16 protein-coding genes, 1 tRNA gene and 1 pseudogene are annotated in these 17,182 nt (G+C 71.9%); 10 read left to right on the top strand and 8 right to left on the bottom strand.

Going from position 1 to position 17,182, the window contains the following annotated elements; all coding sequences use genetic code 11:
* Positions 1–59: 59 nt before the first annotated feature.
* The 3 genes from ACWD5O_RS17205 (at position 60) to ACWD5O_RS17195 (ending at position 3,671) form a co-directional block, all read left to right on the top strand.
* Positions 60–1,226, top strand: coding sequence for a DUF3068 domain-containing protein (locus ACWD5O_RS17205; protein WP_450085880.1), 1,167 nt, complete (start codon positions 60–62; stop codon positions 1,224–1,226).
* A 418-nt stretch (positions 1,227–1,644) separates the two neighbouring features.
* Positions 1,645–2,268, top strand: coding sequence for a DUF6230 family protein (locus ACWD5O_RS17200; protein ID WP_450085879.1), 624 nt, complete (start codon positions 1,645–1,647; stop codon positions 2,266–2,268).
* 77 nt (positions 2,269–2,345) lie between these two features.
* The gene (locus ACWD5O_RS17195) at positions 2,346–3,671 is read left to right on the top strand and encodes a DUF6114 domain-containing protein (RefSeq protein WP_450085878.1); all 1,326 of its coding nucleotides are present in this window, start codon (positions 2,346–2,348) and stop codon (positions 3,669–3,671) included.
* An 85-nt stretch (positions 3,672–3,756) separates the two neighbouring features.
* On the opposite strand, the gene ACWD5O_RS17190 is transcribed toward ACWD5O_RS17195, so the two are convergent.
* Positions 3,757–5,427 carry a DUF885 domain-containing protein gene (locus tag ACWD5O_RS17190; RefSeq protein ID WP_450085877.1) on the bottom strand — a complete coding sequence of 557 codons (1,671 nt, stop codon included), beginning with the start codon at positions 5,425–5,427 and terminating at the stop codon, positions 3,757–3,759.
* Positions 5,428–5,568: 141 nt separating this feature from the next.
* Here ACWD5O_RS17190 and ACWD5O_RS17185 point away from each other — a divergent pair, with 141 nt between their 5' ends.
* A complete protein-coding gene (locus ACWD5O_RS17185; protein ID WP_354963337.1) occupies positions 5,569–6,552 on the top strand; it encodes a DMT family transporter in 984 nt (327 codons plus the stop codon).
* Positions 6,553–6,573: 21 nt separating this feature from the next.
* Here ACWD5O_RS17185 and ACWD5O_RS17180 read toward each other — a convergent pair whose 3' ends face one another.
* Positions 6,574–7,644: a PHP domain-containing protein gene (locus tag ACWD5O_RS17180; RefSeq protein ID WP_354963338.1), complete on the bottom strand. Its 1,071-nt coding sequence runs from the start codon at positions 7,642–7,644 to the stop codon at positions 6,574–6,576.
* A 29-nt stretch (positions 7,645–7,673) separates the two neighbouring features.
* Entirely contained in the window at positions 7,674–8,438 is a 765-nt protein-coding gene (locus ACWD5O_RS17175; RefSeq protein WP_354963339.1) for a M23 family metallopeptidase, read from the bottom strand.
* Positions 8,439–8,501: 63 nt separating this feature from the next.
* Here ACWD5O_RS17175 and ACWD5O_RS17170 point away from each other — a divergent pair, with 63 nt between their 5' ends.
* From ACWD5O_RS17170 to ACWD5O_RS17155, 4 genes are all read left to right on the top strand, one after another.
* A complete protein-coding gene (locus ACWD5O_RS17170; RefSeq protein ID WP_387324047.1) occupies positions 8,502–8,894 on the top strand; it encodes a hypothetical protein in 393 nt (130 codons plus the stop codon).
* Positions 8,895–9,005: 111 nt separating this feature from the next.
* Positions 9,006–9,173, top strand: a complete 168-nt coding sequence (locus ACWD5O_RS17165) for a hypothetical protein (protein WP_354963340.1) — start codon at positions 9,006–9,008, stop codon at positions 9,171–9,173.
* A 117-nt stretch (positions 9,174–9,290) separates the two neighbouring features.
* Complete coding sequence (locus tag ACWD5O_RS17160; protein ID WP_354963341.1) at positions 9,291–9,818, top strand: tRNA adenosine deaminase-associated protein; 528 nt, start codon at positions 9,291–9,293, stop codon at positions 9,816–9,818.
* 190 nt (positions 9,819–10,008) lie between these two features.
* Positions 10,009–10,455, top strand: a complete 447-nt coding sequence (locus tag ACWD5O_RS17155; protein ID WP_328426144.1) for a nucleoside deaminase — start codon at positions 10,009–10,011, stop codon at positions 10,453–10,455.
* 11 nt (positions 10,456–10,466) lie between these two features.
* Here ACWD5O_RS17155 and ACWD5O_RS17150 read toward each other — a convergent pair whose 3' ends face one another.
* From ACWD5O_RS17150 to deoD, 3 genes are all read right to left on the bottom strand, one after another.
* Complete coding sequence (locus ACWD5O_RS17150; protein WP_354963342.1) at positions 10,467–10,931, bottom strand: acyl-CoA thioesterase; 465 nt, start codon at positions 10,929–10,931, stop codon at positions 10,467–10,469.
* Positions 10,928–11,566, bottom strand: coding sequence for a TetR/AcrR family transcriptional regulator (locus tag ACWD5O_RS17145; protein ID WP_354963343.1), 639 nt, complete (start codon positions 11,564–11,566; stop codon positions 10,928–10,930). The genes ACWD5O_RS17150 and ACWD5O_RS17145 overlap by 4 nt, the downstream gene beginning before the upstream one ends.
* 132 nt (positions 11,567–11,698) lie before the next feature.
* Entirely contained in the window at positions 11,699–12,406 is a 708-nt protein-coding gene (gene deoD, locus ACWD5O_RS17140) for a purine-nucleoside phosphorylase (protein ID WP_354963344.1), read from the bottom strand.
* 75 nt (positions 12,407–12,481) lie between these two features.
* On the opposite strand from deoD, the gene ACWD5O_RS17135 reads away from it, so the two are divergent.
* Positions 12,482–12,568, top strand: a tRNA-Ser gene (locus ACWD5O_RS17135).
* A 75-nt stretch (positions 12,569–12,643) separates the two neighbouring features.
* Here the strand turns inward: ACWD5O_RS17135 and ACWD5O_RS17130 are convergent.
* Both ACWD5O_RS17130 and ACWD5O_RS17125 read right to left on the bottom strand, forming a co-directional pair.
* On the bottom strand, positions 12,644–14,332 hold the full coding sequence (locus ACWD5O_RS17130) for an SdrD B-like domain-containing protein (protein WP_450085876.1): 1,689 nt from the start codon (positions 14,330–14,332) through the stop codon (positions 12,644–12,646).
* 174 nt (positions 14,333–14,506) lie between these two features.
* Complete coding sequence (locus ACWD5O_RS17125) at positions 14,507–15,442, bottom strand: TetR/AcrR family transcriptional regulator C-terminal domain-containing protein (protein ID WP_354963346.1); 936 nt, start codon at positions 15,440–15,442, stop codon at positions 14,507–14,509.
* A 183-nt stretch (positions 15,443–15,625) separates the two neighbouring features.
* Here ACWD5O_RS17125 and ACWD5O_RS17120 point away from each other — a divergent pair.
* A pseudogene (locus ACWD5O_RS17120) lies at positions 15,626–17,119 on the top strand (carboxylesterase/lipase family protein); the annotation flags it as partial.
* Positions 17,120–17,182: the final 63 nt, after the last annotated feature.

The raw sequence follows: 17,182 nt of genomic DNA, 5'->3' as shown, positions 1-17,182 counted from the left end.
AACCTCGCGGCCACATCACTGATCGATAGCGGCGAAATTAGGTCCTCCAGGGAGGAAACATGAAGCACCGCGCCATAGGTGCCGTGCTGTTCGGTGGCGGCGTACTGCTCCTGGCGTTGGCCGCCGGATTGGTGTTCGTCGTCAAGCCCGCGATGACCAAGCTGCCCTACGATTTGGAGGCGTCGACGTCCGTCGCCGAGGCGAAGGGTGCGACCTTCCTTCAAATCGCCAACGGCGCCATCGCCATCAACCAGGGTGACCTCAAGTCCACCGTCCTGGTCACGCCCAACCGCGAGCAGACCGCCAACCTCAGTGGCGACCTCGAAGGCGACACGGTGGTCTGGACGGTCGGTCAGACGGTCGACCGGACGGACACCAAGGAACTGGTCAACGCGTACGGCGCCACGCTGGCGCTGGACCGGGTCTCCGGTGCCGCCATGGACTGGGACGGTCAGTACCTGGACGACACCGGCACGCGGGAGAAGGTGACGTTCGCCGGCCAGGTCTACAAGTTCCCGTTCAACACCGAGAAGCGGAGCTACGACGTCTTCGACCGTGATCTGCGGAAGGCGCTGCCGGCCGAGTTCAAGGGCACGGAGGACGTCAACGGGCTCGAGGCGTACCGGTTCGAGCAGGTGATCACCGACCAGCAGCTGAACCTGGCCGCCGACCGGATCGGCCTGCTGCTGGGGGCCCTCGCCCCCGGCGCGACCCAGGGCACGATGACCTACAGCAACACCCGGACGCTCTGGGTCGACCCGGTCACCGGGTCGTACGTCAAGGTGCGGGAGGTGCAGAGCAAGGCCCTGGTGCCGGACGTCGGCACCCCGATCTCGCTGCTCAAGGCCGACTTCACGTACAACGACGCCACCATCGAGGCTTCGGTGGAGCGGGCCAACGAGAGCCGCGGTCAGCTCACCATCCTCGGCGTGTGGGCCCCGATCGGCGTGGCCGTGCTGGCTCTGCTGCTGATCGTCGCCGGTCTGCTGGTGGCCCGTCGAGGCGGGGCTGTGCCGGCGGGCGAGGCGCGCCACCGGGCCGACCCGGTGCCCGTGGAGGACCCGACGCCGACCCGGGTGGACCAGCCGGCGGTGCGGGACGACGAGTCCGAGCGGGAGGGCGGTCCACTGACCGACGAGATTCCGCCGGCATCGACGAACTGGAAGTCCGAGGACCCGACGGTGCCGACCCAGCGCCCGGCTCCCGGCGAGGTGGAGCAGCGCTGACGCGCGTACGACCGGAAGTACGACGAAGGGGTGGACCGCGATGCGGTCCACCCCTTCGTCGCGTGACGGGGGTACCCCTCGCACGTCCACACAGCGGCCACGACCTGCGCACTTTACATCTGTTACCTGATTGTAATCGGTCGATGTGATTGTGACTCTCCGTCGCCCTGTAGTGGGCATATGCCGGCTTTGTCGGCACTCCAGACCACTCTGCACGTGGAGGGCTCGACACTTCGTGACACCCTGCCACCGTTCGGTCGCCCGTCTGTTACCGCCGGGTAATCAGGGGGTTGTGAGCCGCGCCGCAACGGGTGCACGATCAGGCTCGATCGTTACCCGCCGGTAACAGGTGACGGGCCCGGTGCGGGCCGCCAGTCCGGGACCGGCCACCCGCGCGCATCCGCCCGAGGAGGAACCCGTGCAGGATCGGTTTGACAATCAGGGTCGTACCCGGTGGCGGCGGTTCGTCGCCATGATGGTGCCCGCCACGGCCGCCGCTGGAGCCATCCTGTTCGGGATGTCGACCGGCGCGATCGCCTCCGACATCACCGTGTCCGGGCAGACGTTCAAGATCGGCGCCAAGCGCCTCGAGGGCGACGGCTTCAGGCAGTACGGCGGCATCGTCCGGGAGAAGGGCAAGGACGGTAAGGCCGGCGAGGTGCATCCGATCGCCCTCTCCGAGATCAGCAGCGCCGAGCTGTACAGCCTCTGCCAGTCGGTCCGCGCCGACCTGCCCGGCCTGCCGGTGGTACTCACCATCAACGCCGGTGAGGGCAAGGAACCCGCCCGGGCCAAGGACCTGCTGATCGCGATGGACTCGCTGGACGGCAACGCGACGTTCACCAACATCAAGATCGGCCGGGACGCGACCGACCTGAACCCGATGGCGAAGGCCGGTTCGTTCGGTCAGAACTCCGACCACGTCACCATCACCAATCTCCAGCAGGTGTCCCGGTACACCACGGCGGCCACCTTCAACCTGGTCGGACTCCGGCTGAAGGTCAACGTGGGCGACGACGCCAAGGGCAAGGAGTGCTTCTGAGGTGAGCCGTGGCCCGCGGTGGCCGACCGCCGCGGGCCACGTCCGTGTCCCCGTCCCCGCTCCGCCAGGAGGAGTACGTGACAAGCGACAACCCGTCCCACGCCCGGCCCGGCGATCCGGCTCAGGCGTGGCGGATCTTCCGCCGTTGGCAGCGGAGCCGACCGTTCTGGGGCGGCCTGTTCATCGTCCTGGCCGGAGTGGAGATGTTCGCCTCCACCCGGATGACGCTGAACGGCTTGAGCTTCCACAGCGGAGCCACCGGCCTGCTCTCGCTGCTGATCCCGGTCATCCTGGTGACCTGTGGCCTGCTGCTATGGCTCAGCCCGGCGCAGCGGCTGTTCTACTCGATCGTCGCGGCGGTCACCGCCGTCTACGCACTCATCGGGCTCAACCTCGGCGGCTTCTTCGTCGGTCTGCTGCTCGGCATGGTCGGGAGCGCACTCGCCTTCGCCTGGACGCCGACCCGCCCCGCCCCACCCGCCGCCGAGCCAGTCGACACCGAGCAGTCCGACACCGAGCACTCCGCTGATCCGCGTACCTTCGCCATCGTCCTGGTGGTGCTCGGTGTCGCGGCCGCTGGACTGGCCACCCAACCCCGACCCGTGCAGGCCGCCCCCGCCGCGACTGCCTGTCCCACCCCGCCCAGCGTGGTCATCCCGTCGCCCAGCCGGAGCGCGCCCACCGCGACGCCGACGCCCAGCCCGAGCCCGACGCCGGAGCGCGACCCGGACGGCAACCTGATCACCGACATCCTGGACGGGATCGGCGACCTGTTCACCGGTGGACGCCGCGACGACACCGCGACGCCGTCGGCGAACCCGACCGCGACACCGTCAGCGAAGCCGACCGGCACGCCGACCCGGCCACCGGCCAGCCGCCCCGAGCCCACGGACTGCCCGTCGCCGACCCTGACCCATCCCGCCAAGCCGGGCAAGGCGGAGCCGGGTAAGCCGCTGCCGCGGCTCGCCGTCGACCCGACCCTGCCGAAGGTCGCGCAGATGCCGTCCAAGCTCACCGGCTCCAAGGTCATCATGACGGGGCTGCGGTTCGAGGGCACCACCGAGCTGCGGTCCGAGAAGGGCGACCTCAAGGTGCTGAAGTTCAGCATGCGCGAGGCGGTGACCGACGACTTCCTGCTCCGCGCGGACGGCCCCGAGGGACGCAGCCAGCGGTACGCGACCGACCGGCTGACCATTCGCGGTGACGTGGCCTTCTACGCCACCCGTTTCGTCGGCCGGCTGCTCGGCATCAAGGTCACTCTCACCCCGGACCTGCCGTTGCCGGACGGCATACCGGTCACCCTGCCCATCCCGGTCACGTTCACCGAGCCGGTCATCGACCTGGCGTACGTCACCAGCGACACGCTGACCGCTCGGCCGTCGTTGGCGCTGACGCTCGGTTAGGCCCTGGACCCACACGGCGACGGACGCCGGCGGTACGGGGCGTACCGCCGGCGTCCGTCACCGTCGTGATCGGTGCCGGGACGGCTCAGAGCCGGGCCAGCGCCTTGCGCAACGGGTCGAGGCCCAGCGCACCCAGGTCCAACGCCTGCCGGTGGAACTCCCGCAGGTCGAAGTCCGCGCCCTTACGGGCCTTGGCATCCTCGCGGGCCTGGAGCCAGATCCGCTCACCGACCTTGTACGAGGGCGCCTGCCCCGGCCAGCCCAGGTAGCGGTTCAGCTCGAAGCGCAGGTTCTCGTCCGGCACCCGGCAGTGCGCCCGCATGAACTCCCAGCCCAGCTCGGGCGTCCACCGCTCGCCCGGGTGGAAGCCGAACGGGTTGTCCTTCGGGATCTCCAGCTCCAGGTGCATGCCGATGTCGACGATCACCCGGGCCGCCCGCATCGCCTGGCCGTCGAGCATGCCCAGCTTGTCGCCCGGGTCCTCCAGGTAGCCCAGATCGTCCATCAGCCGCTCCGAGTAGAGCGCCCAACCCTCGCCGTGCCCGGAGACCCAGCAGAGCAGGCGCTGCCAGCGGTTGAGCAGGTCGGCGCGGACCGCGGTCTGCGCCACCTGGAGGTGATGACCCGGCACGCCCTCGTGGTAGACCGTGGTCACCTCCCGCCAGGTGGAGAAGTCGGTGATGCCCTGCGGCACCGCCCACCACATGCGACCCGGGCGGGAGAAGTCCTCGCTCGGCCCGGTGTAGTAGATGGCGCCGTCACTGGTCGGGGCGAGGCAGCACTCGATCCGGCGAACCTGCTCCGGGATGTCGAAGTGGGTGCCGTGCAGCTCGCTGATCGCCTTGTCGGCGAGCGCCTGCATCCAGTCCCGGAACGCCTCCTTGCCCTGGATGGTCCGCGCCGGGTCGGCGTCGAGCGCGGCCACGGCCTCGTCGACACTGGCGCCGGGGCCCGCGATGCGCCCGGCGACGACCCGCATCTCCGCCTCCAGGCGGGCCAGCTCCGCGAACCCCCAGGCGTACGTCTCGTCCAGGTCGACCTTGGCGCCGAGGAAGTACTGCGAGGCGAGCTCGTAGCGTTCCCGGCCGGCGGCCTGCTTGTCCCGCCCGTGCGGTGCCAGTTCGGCGCGCAGGAACTGGCCGAACTCCGCGGTCGCCGCGGTGGCCGCCGCCGCGCCCCGGCGCAGCTCGGCGCCGAGCGTGCCGTCCGCGCCCAGCCGCTCGACCAGCCCGTGGAAGAAGTTGTCCCCGGTCGGGTCGACCCAGACGTCGCACTGCTTGGCCACCTCGACCAGCTGCACCTTCGAGCTGATCTGGCCGGCGGCGAGCGCCTCCCGCAGCGTGGTCTTGTAGCCCTCCAGCGCGCCGGGGAAGCCGTTGAGTCGGGCGGCGATGTTGGCCTGAGCGTCGGCCGTCGCGGTCGGCATCAGGTCGAACACCATACGGATGTCGTGCAGCCCGCTGGCGATCACATTGACCTCGCTGGTGGCCTCGCCGGCGTCGTACCGGGCCAGGTCCAGGCCGAGCCGTTCCTGCATGGCCTCCTTGGCGGTCCGTTCCGCCTCGGTGTCCGGGTCGGTCACCTCCAGCTCCGAGAGCGTCCGGCGGGTCAGGTCGGCCCGCGCCCGGTAACCCTCGGGCGAGAGATCGTCCAGCTGGTCGTCATGGCCGGCGATGCCGACGTAGGTGGCGCCGGTCGGGCTCAAGGGCGCCCACTCGGCCACGTAGCGGTTGGCGAGTTCATCAATTCGTCCCACGGTGCGACCCTACGTGACCACCCCGCCCCGGTGTCGACGACGTTTGTCGTGTTCAGCTGGCAGTTGGCGGCACCGTGGTGGTCAGAGATGGTGTCCGAAAGTCGTGCGACTTTGTCGTACGCCTCGGGCAGAGTGTCAGGGGTGAACACCGACATCACTCCTGACAAGGCAGCGCTGCGCGCCTGGCTGCCGGGATTCATCGCCCTCGCCGCCATCTGGGGCTCCAGCTTCCTGTTCATCAAGGTCGGGGTGGCCGAGCTGCACCCGGTCCAGCTCACCCTCTACCGGGTCCTCGCCGGCGCGCTGACCCTGCTGGTGGTGCTCGCGGTGCTGCGCGACCGGCTGCCCTCCGAGCCCCGGGTCTGGGCGCATCTCTTCGTGGTCGCCGCGTTCGGCGTGGCCGTGCCGTTCACCCTCTTCGGCTACGGCGAGCAGCGGGTCGAGTCGATGCTCGCCGGCATCTGGAACGCCACCACGCCACTGATCGTGCTGCCGCTGGCGGTGTTGGTCTTCCGCACCGAGCGGCTGACCGTACGCCGCGCGGTCGGGCTCGGGCTGGGCTTCCTGGGCGTGCTCGTGGTGCTCGGGGTCTGGGAGGGCATTGGCGGGGCGCACTTCATCGGGCAGCTGATGTGCTTCGGCGCGGCCGCCTGCTACGGCCTCGCCATCCCGTACCAGAAGCGGTTCGTCGCGGGCAGCAGCCACTCCGGCCTGTCGCTCTCCGCGGCGCAGTTGCTGCTCGCCGCCGGCCAGTTGGCCATCGTCACCCCGTTCGTCGCGGGCGCGCCACCGCTGCCCACCGACCTGTCGCCGAAGGTGGTGGCCAGCGTGCTGGCCCTCGGCGCGCTCGGCACCGGGCTCGCCTTCGTGATCAACATGCGCAACATCCGGGTGGCCGGGGCGAGCACCGCCTCCACCGTCACCTACCTGATCCCGATCTTCGCGGTGCTGATCGGGGCCGTGGCGCTCGATGAGCGGCTCAACTGGCACCAGCCGGTCGGCGCGCTGATCGTGCTGCTGGGGGTCGCGGTCTCGCAGGGCGTCTTCGGCCGGCGGCGGCCGCGGCCGCTGGTTGGCGTCGGCGCGCCCGCCGCCCCCGCTGCCGAGCCCGCCGCCCAGCGCTGACCCACGGCGGCCGCCGATCCGTCAGGGCCGGTCGGCGGCCCACTTCACGAGTTGTTTCGCAGACCAGGTGTTGACCACCCGGTCGGCGGGGACGCCGCAGCGGGCCGCCCGCTCGCAGCCGAACCGCTGCCAGTCGAGCTGGCCGGGCGCGTGCGCGTCCGTGTTGATCGCGAACCGGCAGCCGGCCTCCAGGGCGCGGCGGATCAGCCGCTTCGGCGGGTCCTGCCGCTCCGGCCGCGAGTTGATCTCGACGGCGGTGTCGTGCTCCGTGCAGGCGGCGAAGACGGCGTCCGCGTCGAAGTCGCTCTCCGCCCGGGTCCGGGCCCGGTGCCCCCGGTCGCCCGGCCCGGTCACCCCGGCCGGGCGCGACGACACCATCCGGCCGGTGCAGTGACCGAGGATGTCCAGATGGGGGTTGGCGACCGCGGTCAGCATTCGCCGGGTCATCTTCGCCCGCTCGTCGTTCAGGCCGCTGTGCACCGATCCGACCACCACGTCCAGCCGGGCCAGCAGCTCCTCGTCCTGGTCCAGTGAGCCGTCGGCGAGGATGTCCACCTCGATCCCGGTCAGGATCCGGAAACCCTCCGGCAGCGCCGCGTTGACCTGCGCCACATGGTCGAGCTGACGGCGCAGCCGATCGGCGGTCAGCCCCCGGGCCACCTTCAACCGTGGCGAGTGGTCGGTCAGCACCATGTACTCGTGACCCATCTCCACCGCGGCCAGCGCCATCTCCTCGATCGGGGAGCCGCCGTCGGACCAGTCCGAGTGGGTGTGACAGTCGCCGCGCAGGGCGGTGCGCAGCGCCGTCGCCTCGGCGTCCAGGTCGCTGCCCTCGGTCGCCACCAGCCGGCGCAGGTAGACCGGCTCCTCACCGGCCAGCGACTCCGCCACACAGCGGGCCGTGACGTCACCGACCCCGGCCAGCTTGGTGAGCGTGCCGTTGCCGGCCCGCTCGGCCACCTCGGCCGCAGGCAGACCGGCCAGTGCCTTGGCCGCCGACCGGAACGCCCGTACCCGATAGGTGGCCTCGTTCGCCCGCTCCAGCAGGAACGCGATCCGGCGCAGGTCGGCGATGGGGTCCCGGGCCTTCATCCCACCGAACCTAGCCGTTGCCGGGCCCGTCAGGGAGCCTTCGGGCAGCCGTGTTTACGCTGCCACGCCGTCACCTCGGCGGCCGGTTCCCGATTGCCGCCACGCCGCCAGGAGTCCAGGTAGCGCGCCGGCCAGAGCACCCCGCGCCGGATCCACCAGCCGTCCCGGCCCGTACACGGCGGCGAGATGCCGAAGTGCACGTGGCAGACGTTGTTCGCGTTGCCGGTGCGACCCACCTTGCCGAGCTGCTGCCCGGCGCGCACCCGGGCCCCGGGGTCGACGCCGCTGGTCACCACGCTCAGGTGCGAGCCGTAGTAGCGCACCCCGTCATCGCCGAGCAGGGCGACCGACAGGCCCCCGTTGTCCGGACCCTGCGGCCCGCGCTTGTCGTACCGGTCGGTGCGACTCACCTCGAGCACCGTCCCGTCGGTCACCGCGACGAACCGCTCACCACAGTCGGCGAAGATGTCCGTCGCCGGGTAGGCGCCGTGCGTCGGGTGGTACGCCACGTCGTCGGCGCGTACCGGGAAGACATGTCGCAGCTCGGCGCGGGGTGCGGCTGTCGACGGCCGGGCCGACGACGGCGCCGTGCTGGCCGGACCGGTCGCCGTCGGCGTGGCGGATGGCGCCCCGGGCTGGTCGGCCGTCGCCCAGACCGCCGGCGGCGTCGGGGCGGCGCCATCCGCTGGCACTCCCGGCCGGGTCGTCGCGCAGCCGGCGGCCAGCACCGGGGCGAGCAGCAGCAGGATCGGGTACGCCGGACGCGTGCGGCGGCCGATCGTCGGCGAGGGCATCCGGTCATCCTGGCAGACCGGTACCGTGGGCACGAGCGACGCGTGTAGGGGAGGGCAGCGACGGTGACCATCGCCCGGCCCGATCCCGGCCCGGATCCCGACGCCGTCGCGCGCCCGGCCGCGCGTACCCCCTCGGGGCTCTTTCCGGCCGGGCCACCGACCCGCCCCACCTACCGCGAACCGCACCCGGTCACCGGCGGCGGTGTCGCCGCCGGCGGCGGTGCGGCAGCCGCCTGGCTGGTGCTCTTCGGTCTGCTCGGCACCGGCGTGGCCAGCTACGCGTGGTGGACGGTGGTGGCCGGTCTGCTGGCCTGGACGACAGCCCTGGTCCTCGTGCGCCTCGGCGACCGTGGGGTGGCCGCCGGGGTGGCCATCGTCACCGCCGGTGGCTGGAGCATCGCCGCCGCCGTGGTGGCGGTCAAGTGGGCGACCGGTGGTGACTGGCCGCTCTGGTGAACGGGCCGGCGGGCCTCGGTTCGGGTCGACGGTGACTGCGCCGCGTGCCCGGTTGGCTGCACAGCGAACGCCGTCTTGACGTGGCCGCCGAGACTGGGCACGCTCGGCACTATGGCCTGGACCACCCAGCGGCAGGACCCCGATCGAAGCCGCCGCCGCCTGCAGCTGCTCGCCGAACTGGCGGGGGCCCGGCAGGTGCGTCAGCGCACCCGGCCCCAGCGGCTGCGCACCGAGCGTCTGCGCCAGCTCATCGCCACCCGCCGTCGGGTAGCCGGCTGATCCGACTTTGTCAGGAATGACCGGCCCTTCGGGGCGTTGACCGGTCGCCTGCCGACCCGACCGGCTAACGTGCACGCGTAACGAGTCGGCGCTGTGCCGAGGGCTATTGGGGGGACCGTGTCGTACTTCGCTGCGGCCGTGGTGCGCGACGACAGCGGCTGGACCGCCGCAGAGGTCAACCTGCGCGGCGCCACCGACATCGACGAGGTCGCCGACCGGCTGCGTGACGTCGACCAGGAGGCCGACATCTCGCTGCTCTTCGTCGAGGCGGACGACGCCTACCTGGTGATCCTGCGGCTCGACGAGGGCGAGGACCTGCGGGTGTTCGGATCGGACTCCGCGTACGCCGAGGAGTCGCGGCTGGGTTCGCTGCTGGTCGGTGATCTGAAGACCTCGGTCACCGGGCTCGACGGCGACGACGAGCCGCGCCCGGCGGCCAGCGGCGACGAGGAGAGCGAGCAGCCCGTCGTCGACCCGGAGGCCGACCCGGTGGGCGACGCCGACCTGCTCGCCAACCTGGGCATCCCCGCGCAGAAACTGCTGGCCCTGTGCACGCACGAGGGGATGATGCCGGCCGACGTCACCGCCGAGATCTGCGAGGTGCTCGGCTGCGCCGACGAGGTCGAGGACCTGCGTGAGGTCTGATCCCACCGGGTCTGACGGTGGGATGCCGCCGGTGGGCGGCGGGGAGCCCGCCGACGCCACCGATCCCCTGCTCGAGACGATCCGGCCGGGGCAGCCGACCCCCCGCGCGGTCGGCCGCGCCGGACCGGGCGCCCACGAGGGGCTGGCCGACCCGGGTGAGGTCGGCCGGCGCCAGCGGCACGAGCTGTGGATGCGGCGTGCGCTGGAGGTCGCCGTCACCGGCCCCGCCGTGGACGACGCGGGCGCTGTCGACGTGGACGACGTGCCGGTGGGTGCGGTGCTCTACGGCCCCGACGGGACCGAGCTGGCAATCGGGCGCAACGAGCGGGAGCTGACCGGCGACCCCACCGCGCACGCCGAGGTGCTGGCGCTGCGCAGGGGCGCCGAGCGGGCCGGCCGGTGGCGGCTGGACGACTGCACCCTCGTGGTCACCCTGGAGCCGTGCACCATGTGCGCGGGAGCGCTCGTGCTGGCCCGGGTCTCCACCGTCGTCTTCGGTGCCTGGGAGCCGAAGACCGGGGCGGCGGGCTCACTGTGGGACGTGCTGCGCGACCGCCGACTCAACCACCGCCCCGAGGTCTACGGCGGCGTGCTGGAGGCCGAGACCGCGGCCGTGCTGCGCGCCTTCTTCCGCTGACCCGCAGCGCGTCAGGCGGAGGTGGCGGTGGTACGGAGGAGGGTGGCGGCCACCGCCCGGGCGGCCTCCGTCCACGGCGCGGGCCGCAGCGTCGCCGGGTCGAGGCGGACGATCGCCCGCCGCCCCTCGGCGTGCACGGTGTCGCCGTCGACGGAGCGGAACTGGAAGGCGTACTCGGCGCTGCTGGTGCCGAAGTGTTCGAGCCAGAAGTGCACGGCCACCGGGCCCGTGGCGGCGATCGGCGCCCGGTAGGTGATGGTGAACTCGCGGACCGCGTGGAACAGGTCCGGCGGGGTGGCGCTGCCCCGGTAGGCCAGCCCCCGCTCGGTCCAGTACGGCGTCAGGGCCCGTTCCAGCAGCACCGCGTAACGCGCGTTGTGCAGGATGCCCATCGCGTCGAGGTCGTCGAAGTGCACCGTGACGTGCTCGACGTGCCCGAACTCGGCGGTGGGCTGGTCGGCGACGGCGTGGGTCATGAGGTGCCTTCCGTTAGCAGGGTGGGGTTGGGGCAGAGCGCCCGCAGGCGGTCCAGCAGGCCGGCGCGGGCGTAGCGGTAGGCGGCGTCCGGGTCGAGCAGCCGGGACTGCATCGCGGCACCCATCCCGAGCGCGTCGATTTCGTACGCCAGCTGTGGGACGTTCAGGTCGGTGGGGAGTTCGCCGGCGTCGACCGCCTGCTGGACGAGGAGTTCGAGGAACGCCGTCCACTGGCTGTACGTCTCGGCGAGCCGGTCCCGGACCGGGCCGGGGCGGGCGTTGAACTCGAACTGGGTGTTGGCGAAGAAGCAGCCACCGGGGAGCACCCGGCTGGCGTAGAAGTCGATCCGTGCCTCGTGCAGGGCGCGAAGCCTCCGTACGCCCCGGGGGGCGAGCAGCGCCGGCGCGACGATCCGGTCCTGCCAGAGCGTCACCGCACGGTCGATCGCGGCGAGCTGGAGCGCCTCCTTCGACCGCCAGTGCGCGAAGAGGCCCGACTTGCTCACGCCGAGCGTGTCGGCGAGCTGGGCGAGGCTGAGACCGTCCAGGCCGGACTGGGTGGCGAGCACCACGGCCGCGTCCAGCGCGGCGTTCCGGCTGCGCTCGCCCCGAGCGAGGCGTCCGTCGACGGTCATGGGGACACCGTACTAATAAAGCACGACCGGTCGTGTTGTTTTCTGTCGTGATCGTCATCACCCCGCCACCCGACCGACAGCACACCGCCCCGCCGTCCAGACGGACGACGGGGCGGCGGGTGCGCCAAAGGGTCAGGCGATGATGGTGTCCAAGGCGATCTCGACCATCTGGCTGAAGGTCTGCTCCCGCTCCTCGGAGGTGGTCTTCTCGCCGGTCTTGATGTGGTCGCTGACGGTCAGCACGGTCAGCGCGCGGGCCTTGAACCGGGCGGCGATCGTGTAGAGCGCCGCCGACTCCATCTCCACCGCCAGCACGCCGTAGTCGGCGAGGGTGTCGTAGAGGTCCGGCCGGTCCGTGTAGAAGGCGTCCGCGGCCAGGATCGGCCCGACGTGCATGCTGATGCCGCGCCGCTCGGCCACCTCGACCGAGGTACGCAGCAGCCCGAAATCGGCCACCGGGGCGTAGTCGATCAGACCGTCGAAGCGCATCCGGTTCATGTTCGAGTCGGTGGACGACCCGATCGCGGCGACCACGTCGCGCAGTTGGAGGTCGGTGCTGAGGGCACCGCAGGAGCCGACCCGGATCAGCGTCTTCACGCCGTACTCGTTGATCAGCTCATGGGCGTAGATGGAGGCGGACGGCATGCCCATGCCGGAGCCCTGGACGGAGACCTCGACGCCGTTCCAGCGGCCGGTGAAGCCCAGCATGCCCCGGACCGTCGAGTAGCAGGTGGCGCTCTCGAGGTAGGTCTCCGCGATCCACTTGGCCCGCAGCGGGTCGCCCGGCATCAGGACCCGCTCGGCGATCTCTCCCGGCTTCGCGCCGATGTGCGTACTCATGGCAAAGATCCTGCCAGGCCGCTGCCGGTGATACCGGTTCGGCGTCGGAACCAGCGGTCCTGTACCCTCGTCGGCGGTGGCGTGTCCGAGCGGCCTAAGGAGCACGCCTCGAAAGCGTGTGAGGGTTAACGCCCTCCGAGGGTTCAAATCCCTCCGCCACCGCTCCTGAAATGCAGAAACGCCCGGACGATCCGTGAGGATCGGCCGGGCGCTTTCGTTTCTGATTCCGGGCAGGCGTCAGGACTGCGGCAGGATGCCGACGTCCACCGGGGTCTCCGCGCCGTCACGAACCTCGACGAGGGCGCTGAGCCCGTACGGGTAGTAGCCGCCGACGTAACTGACGATGTCCGAGTCGGTGGCGTCGTCGCCCAGGTCGGGCGTGCTGAACTGGGTGCTGCTGCCGTCCGGCAGGATGACCTTGACGGTGTACCGGCCCGGCTTCAGCCGTCCGCCCCAGTACGTCCCGCTGACCGTGTTGGTGTAGATGCCCTGCCAGTCCCACGGCAGCGAGCCCGTCTCCGGTACGACGGTCAGTCCGGCAATCTTGTCGAAGGCCATCGGCTCCCCGGCGTCACGCTGGCCGTCCCGGTCGAGGTCGAGCCAGACGCGGCCGGTGACGGCGCCCTCGGCGACGTAGGTGACGGTGTCCGAGGCGGTGTTGTTCTCCGTCGACGACTCCGGCGTGCTGGCGGACCCGGTCACGGTGAAGGTCAGCTGGCCGGCCGGCGTGCCGGGCTGCGCCCGCAGCTTCACCCGCACCTTGAGCCCGTCGGTGGCGATGTCCCAGTGGTCACGGGTGCACTCGACGACCCGCTCAGTCGTCTCCTCCAGCCGGCAGGCCCAGGCGGGGCCGCCAGCGTCGACCGAGAGGAACTCGACGGTTGGCGGGAGCGGGAGCCGGACCACGACGTCCTCCGACGGGCTGCCACCCTCGGTGTACACGTACGCCGACACCTCGAACTCCTGGTTCGCCCGCAGCTCATCCGTGGCGACCACGTCGAGCCCGTAGACGTTCAGATCGCCCGGAAGCGGCACGGCGTACGTGAAGGTGGTCGTGTCGCTGTTGTTGGCCAGCGACCGCTCGATCGCCGGGGTCGACACCGAGCCGGTCACCGTCCGGGTGTCGCCCGCCGTACCGGCCGGGAAGTACGGGTAGAGGTTGAACTGGGCCGCCTCGCCCGGGCGGATCTCCTGGTCGTTCTCACAGACCCAGGTGGAGGTGGAGAAGTCGCACGTCCACGATGGGTCGCTCTGGGTCCAGGCGCCGGCGAAGGCGCCCGGTGGCATCTGGAAGGTGAAGCGGGCACCGGGGGCGCTGACGGTGCCCTCGTTGACCGCCCGGGCCCCCACGGAACCCCGCGAGCCGTTGCCGCCGAGGGTGGAGATCTCGCCCCCGTCCCATTCAACGAAAGAGAAGCTGAGGTCCGGCTTCACCACGTACTCCACCGTGGCCGTGCCGGTGTTGTTGGTGGTGGACGACTCGCGGCTTTCGGTGGTGGCGGTGGCGGAGACCGTCACCTTCCGGCCGTCGGTGCCGGGAGGCAGGGTCGCCCAGACGTCGAGCTCGGCGGTGGCGCCCGCGGCGAGGTCGCCCCACTTGCACTTGGCGGCGGCCGCGTCGCACCTCCAGCCATTGAGTCCATCGCCCCAACCGAGGGTGGCGTCGGCCGGCAACTTCAGTTTCACGGTGATGTCGGTGGCCTCGGCGCCCCCCGCGTTGCGTACCGAGACGTGGAGGCGGACGCGGCCGCCGTCCGGGCCGACCTCGCCGGGGTCGGCGACCAGGCCGAGGACGACGTCGGCGGGGCTGGGTGCGGCCACCGCCGCGCCCGGGAGGGTGGTGAGCATCGACGCGACGACGGCGGCCGCGAGCGAGCCGGTCCGCAGCGCGCGGCGGAGCGTTGGTCGGAACAGGTGGTTGACCATGGGTTCCTATCGTGGTCGGGATGGGACGTGGGGCCGGGACCCGCGCTGGAGACGGTCACCGGCCCGGCCGGCATCTGGCCCGGTCGATAGGTCAGGCGTCCCTCCGGCCGAAAGGGTTACATCGCTCACGAACAGGCGACACGCCCGGTTGATCCGCACGGATCGGCCGGGCGTTCATCGTTCGAGCAGAGCCGCCACCCCGTCGAGCAGCCGTTGCAGACCGAATTCGAAGAGGCTCTCGACGTTGAGGTCGACCGCGGACCGGGTGAGCCGGGCCAGGTGGGGAAACTCGCCCGCCGTGAGCAGCGCGGTCAACACCTCGGCCTGGGCCGCCATCCACTCGTCGTCGGTCAGGCCGGTGTCCTGTTCCGCCTCGGCCTCCCGCTCCAGGCTCACGGCGGTGCCGCGTACGTGGTTGGCCAGCGCGGCCACCAGGTGGAGCTGGGTGTGCTGGTCCAGGCCGTGCCCGGCCAGGGCGCGCAGGGCCCATTCGGTGTGTGCGACGGCGTGCGGCGCCATGAGTGGGCGGGTCAGCGAGATGACCTGGGCCAGCCAGGGATGCCGCCGATAGATCGACCACTGGAGCCGGCAGAGCAGTTCCAGTTGGGCTCGCCACCCGGGCGGGAGGGTGTGGGGCAGTCGATGCGCGGCGAAGGCCGCGTCCGCCATCAGCAGTAGTAGCTGCTCCTTGCCGCGGACCTGCCGGTACAGCGACATGGTCGGCACGTCGAGTTCGGCCGCGATGCGCCGCATGCTCAGCGCCGCCAACCCCTCGGAGTCGGCGATGCCGGTGGCGGTCCGCACCACCTGATCGCGGGTCACGCCGCGGGCGGAGCCCCGCCGGGCGTCGACCCGGGCACCCCGCGCGGCCGAGGTCGGCTCCGGGCCGGTCACCACCATGCCCACACCGGGTAGCGCCCGGACCAGGTCCTCCTGGCGGAGCACGGTGAGCGCCCGGCTGGCGGTCGCCATCGCGACCCCCCATTCCCGGACGATCTGCCGGGTGGACGGCAACCGGTCGCCGGGGCCCAACTCGCCTGCGGCGATGCGCCGCCGCAGCTCCCCGACGATGCGCAGGTACGGGGGTGTCGACTCGTCGATCTCCGTCACGGTCGGCCTCCCGCCGGTCGGGCTGTGACGGTAGCGCACTAGAGCACCGACAGTCGGCCCGTCGGTGTTCGTCGGCCCCGGCGGTCGGGCGTACTAGAGCTCCCTGGTCGCGTGGTTGCCAGGTCGGCATGCTCGCCGCAGCACGGTGCGTACGCCGTACCGGCTTCGACGAATGGAGGAAACATGGCCAGCATCCCGTACCTCGGAACGGGTTCTCCGAAGCGGTGGGTCGCCGCGCTGGGTGCCGTCGCGCTGCTCGTGCCGATGGTGGCCGTCGGCCCGGGCGCCTCGGCAGCCACCGGCCGGAGCGCGGCCGTCGTGCGGACCGACCAGGGCGCGGTGCGAGGGACCGTGGCGGCGGACCACCGCTCTTTCCAGGGCATCCCGTACGCCCGCCCGCCGCTGGGCGCGCTGCGCTGGGCCCCGCCGCTGCCGGGTGCCGCCTGGACGGGCGTACGCGACGCGACCCGACCGGGCGACGCGTGCGCCCAACTCCAGGGTCTGCCGATGGACGATCCGTCGGAGTCCGAGGACTGCCTCTACCTCAACGTCACCACGCCGCGTGCCGCCGCGCGGACGCCCCGCCCGGTGCTGGTGTGGCTGCACGGTGGCGACTTCCGGTTCGGCAGCGGGGACGTGTACGGCGGGCGGCGGCTGGCGACCGGCGGTGACGTCATCGTCGTCACGCTGAACTACCGGCTCGGTGCGCTCGGCTTCCTGGCGCATCCTGCGCTGGCCGACGGGGGCGGGTCCGTCGGCAACTACGGCCTCCAGGACCAGCAGGCGGCGCTGCGGTGGGTGCGACGCAACGCGGCGGCCTTCGGCGGGGACCCCGGCAACGTCACCCTGTTCGGCCAGTCCGCCGGGGCGACCAGTGTCTGCGCGCAGCTGGCCGCGCCGGCCTCCGCCGGCCTGTTCCACCGGGCGGTCATGCAGAGCAACTCGTGCGCCAACCCGGTGCAGACGCGGGCCGGCGCGACCGAGGCGGCCGAGGAGTTCGCGCGCGGGGTCGGCTGCGTCGATCCGGGTACGGTCGCCGCCTGCCTGCGCGGGCGTGACCCCTCCAGTCTCATCGAGGCGGCCGGCTACCCGGGTGCGGGTGTCGACCTCGGTCCGGTCGTCGACGGCCGCACGCTCCCGGTGGACCCGGCGGACGCGCTGGCCACCGGGCGACTGCATCCGATGCCGGTGTTGACGGGGATGAACCGGGACGAGTCCCGACTCCTGGTGTGGGGGATGGAACGCAGTGGGATGAACTGCCCGACGCCACCGGAGCCGGGTGAGCAGCCCGAGTCGTGCCCGCTCACCGACGAGCAGTACCGCGAGCAGGTGCGGGCCGCCTTCGGTGACCGGGCGGGGGAGGTGCTGGCCCGCTATCCGCGCGACGCCGCGCGATCGGCGAGCGAGACGTTGGCCGCCGTGCTCACCGACCGCGACTACGCGGAGCCGGTCTACTCCGCCGCGCTGGAGTTCGCCCGGCGGGTGCCGACGTACGCCTACGAGTTCGCCGACGACGACGCGCCGTTCTTCGCCGACGGGCCGGAGTCGACCTACCCGACCGGCGCGTACCACTGCGCCGAGCTGCCGTACCTGTTCACGGTCGACTACGCCGAGGCGCTGACGCCGCCCCAGCGGCGGCTGTCCGACGAGATGGTCCGCGCCTGGAGCGACTTCGCGCGGACGGGCCGGGCGGACTGGCCTCGACTGCGCAGCGGTTCGCCGTACGTGCGGGTGCTGGGC

It is taken from the genome of Micromonospora sp. NPDC005161 (genome assembly GCF_053599855.1).
Note: the sequence above shows the minus strand (reverse complement) of the source record. Positions and strands in the feature narration are given on the sequence as shown.

Bases quoted from the DNA above. Each gene is read 5' to 3' on its own strand.
- ACWD5O_RS17205 (WP_450085880.1), top strand. From the start codon at position 60: ATGAAGCACCGCGCCATAGGTGCCGTGCTGTTCGGTGGCGGCGTACTG.
- ACWD5O_RS17180 (WP_354963338.1), bottom strand. From the start codon at position 7,644: ATGAAGGCCCGGGACCCCATCGCCGACCTGCGCCGGATCGCGTTCCTG.
- ACWD5O_RS17175 (WP_354963339.1), bottom strand. From the start codon at position 8,438: ATGCCCTCGCCGACGATCGGCCGCCGCACGCGTCCGGCGTACCCGATC.
- ACWD5O_RS17165 (WP_354963340.1), top strand. From the start codon at position 9,006: ATGGCCTGGACCACCCAGCGGCAGGACCCCGATCGAAGCCGCCGCCGC.
- ACWD5O_RS17155 (WP_328426144.1), top strand. From the start codon at position 10,009: ATGCGGCGTGCGCTGGAGGTCGCCGTCACCGGCCCCGCCGTGGACGAC.
- ACWD5O_RS17150 (WP_354963342.1), bottom strand. From the start codon at position 10,931: ATGACCCACGCCGTCGCCGACCAGCCCACCGCCGAGTTCGGGCACGTC.
- ACWD5O_RS17145 (WP_354963343.1), bottom strand. From the start codon at position 11,566: ATGACCGTCGACGGACGCCTCGCTCGGGGCGAGCGCAGCCGGAACGCC.
- deoD (WP_354963344.1), bottom strand. From the start codon at position 12,406: ATGAGTACGCACATCGGCGCGAAGCCGGGAGAGATCGCCGAGCGGGTC.
- ACWD5O_RS17130 (WP_450085876.1), bottom strand. From the start codon at position 14,332: ATGGTCAACCACCTGTTCCGACCAACGCTCCGCCGCGCGCTGCGGACC.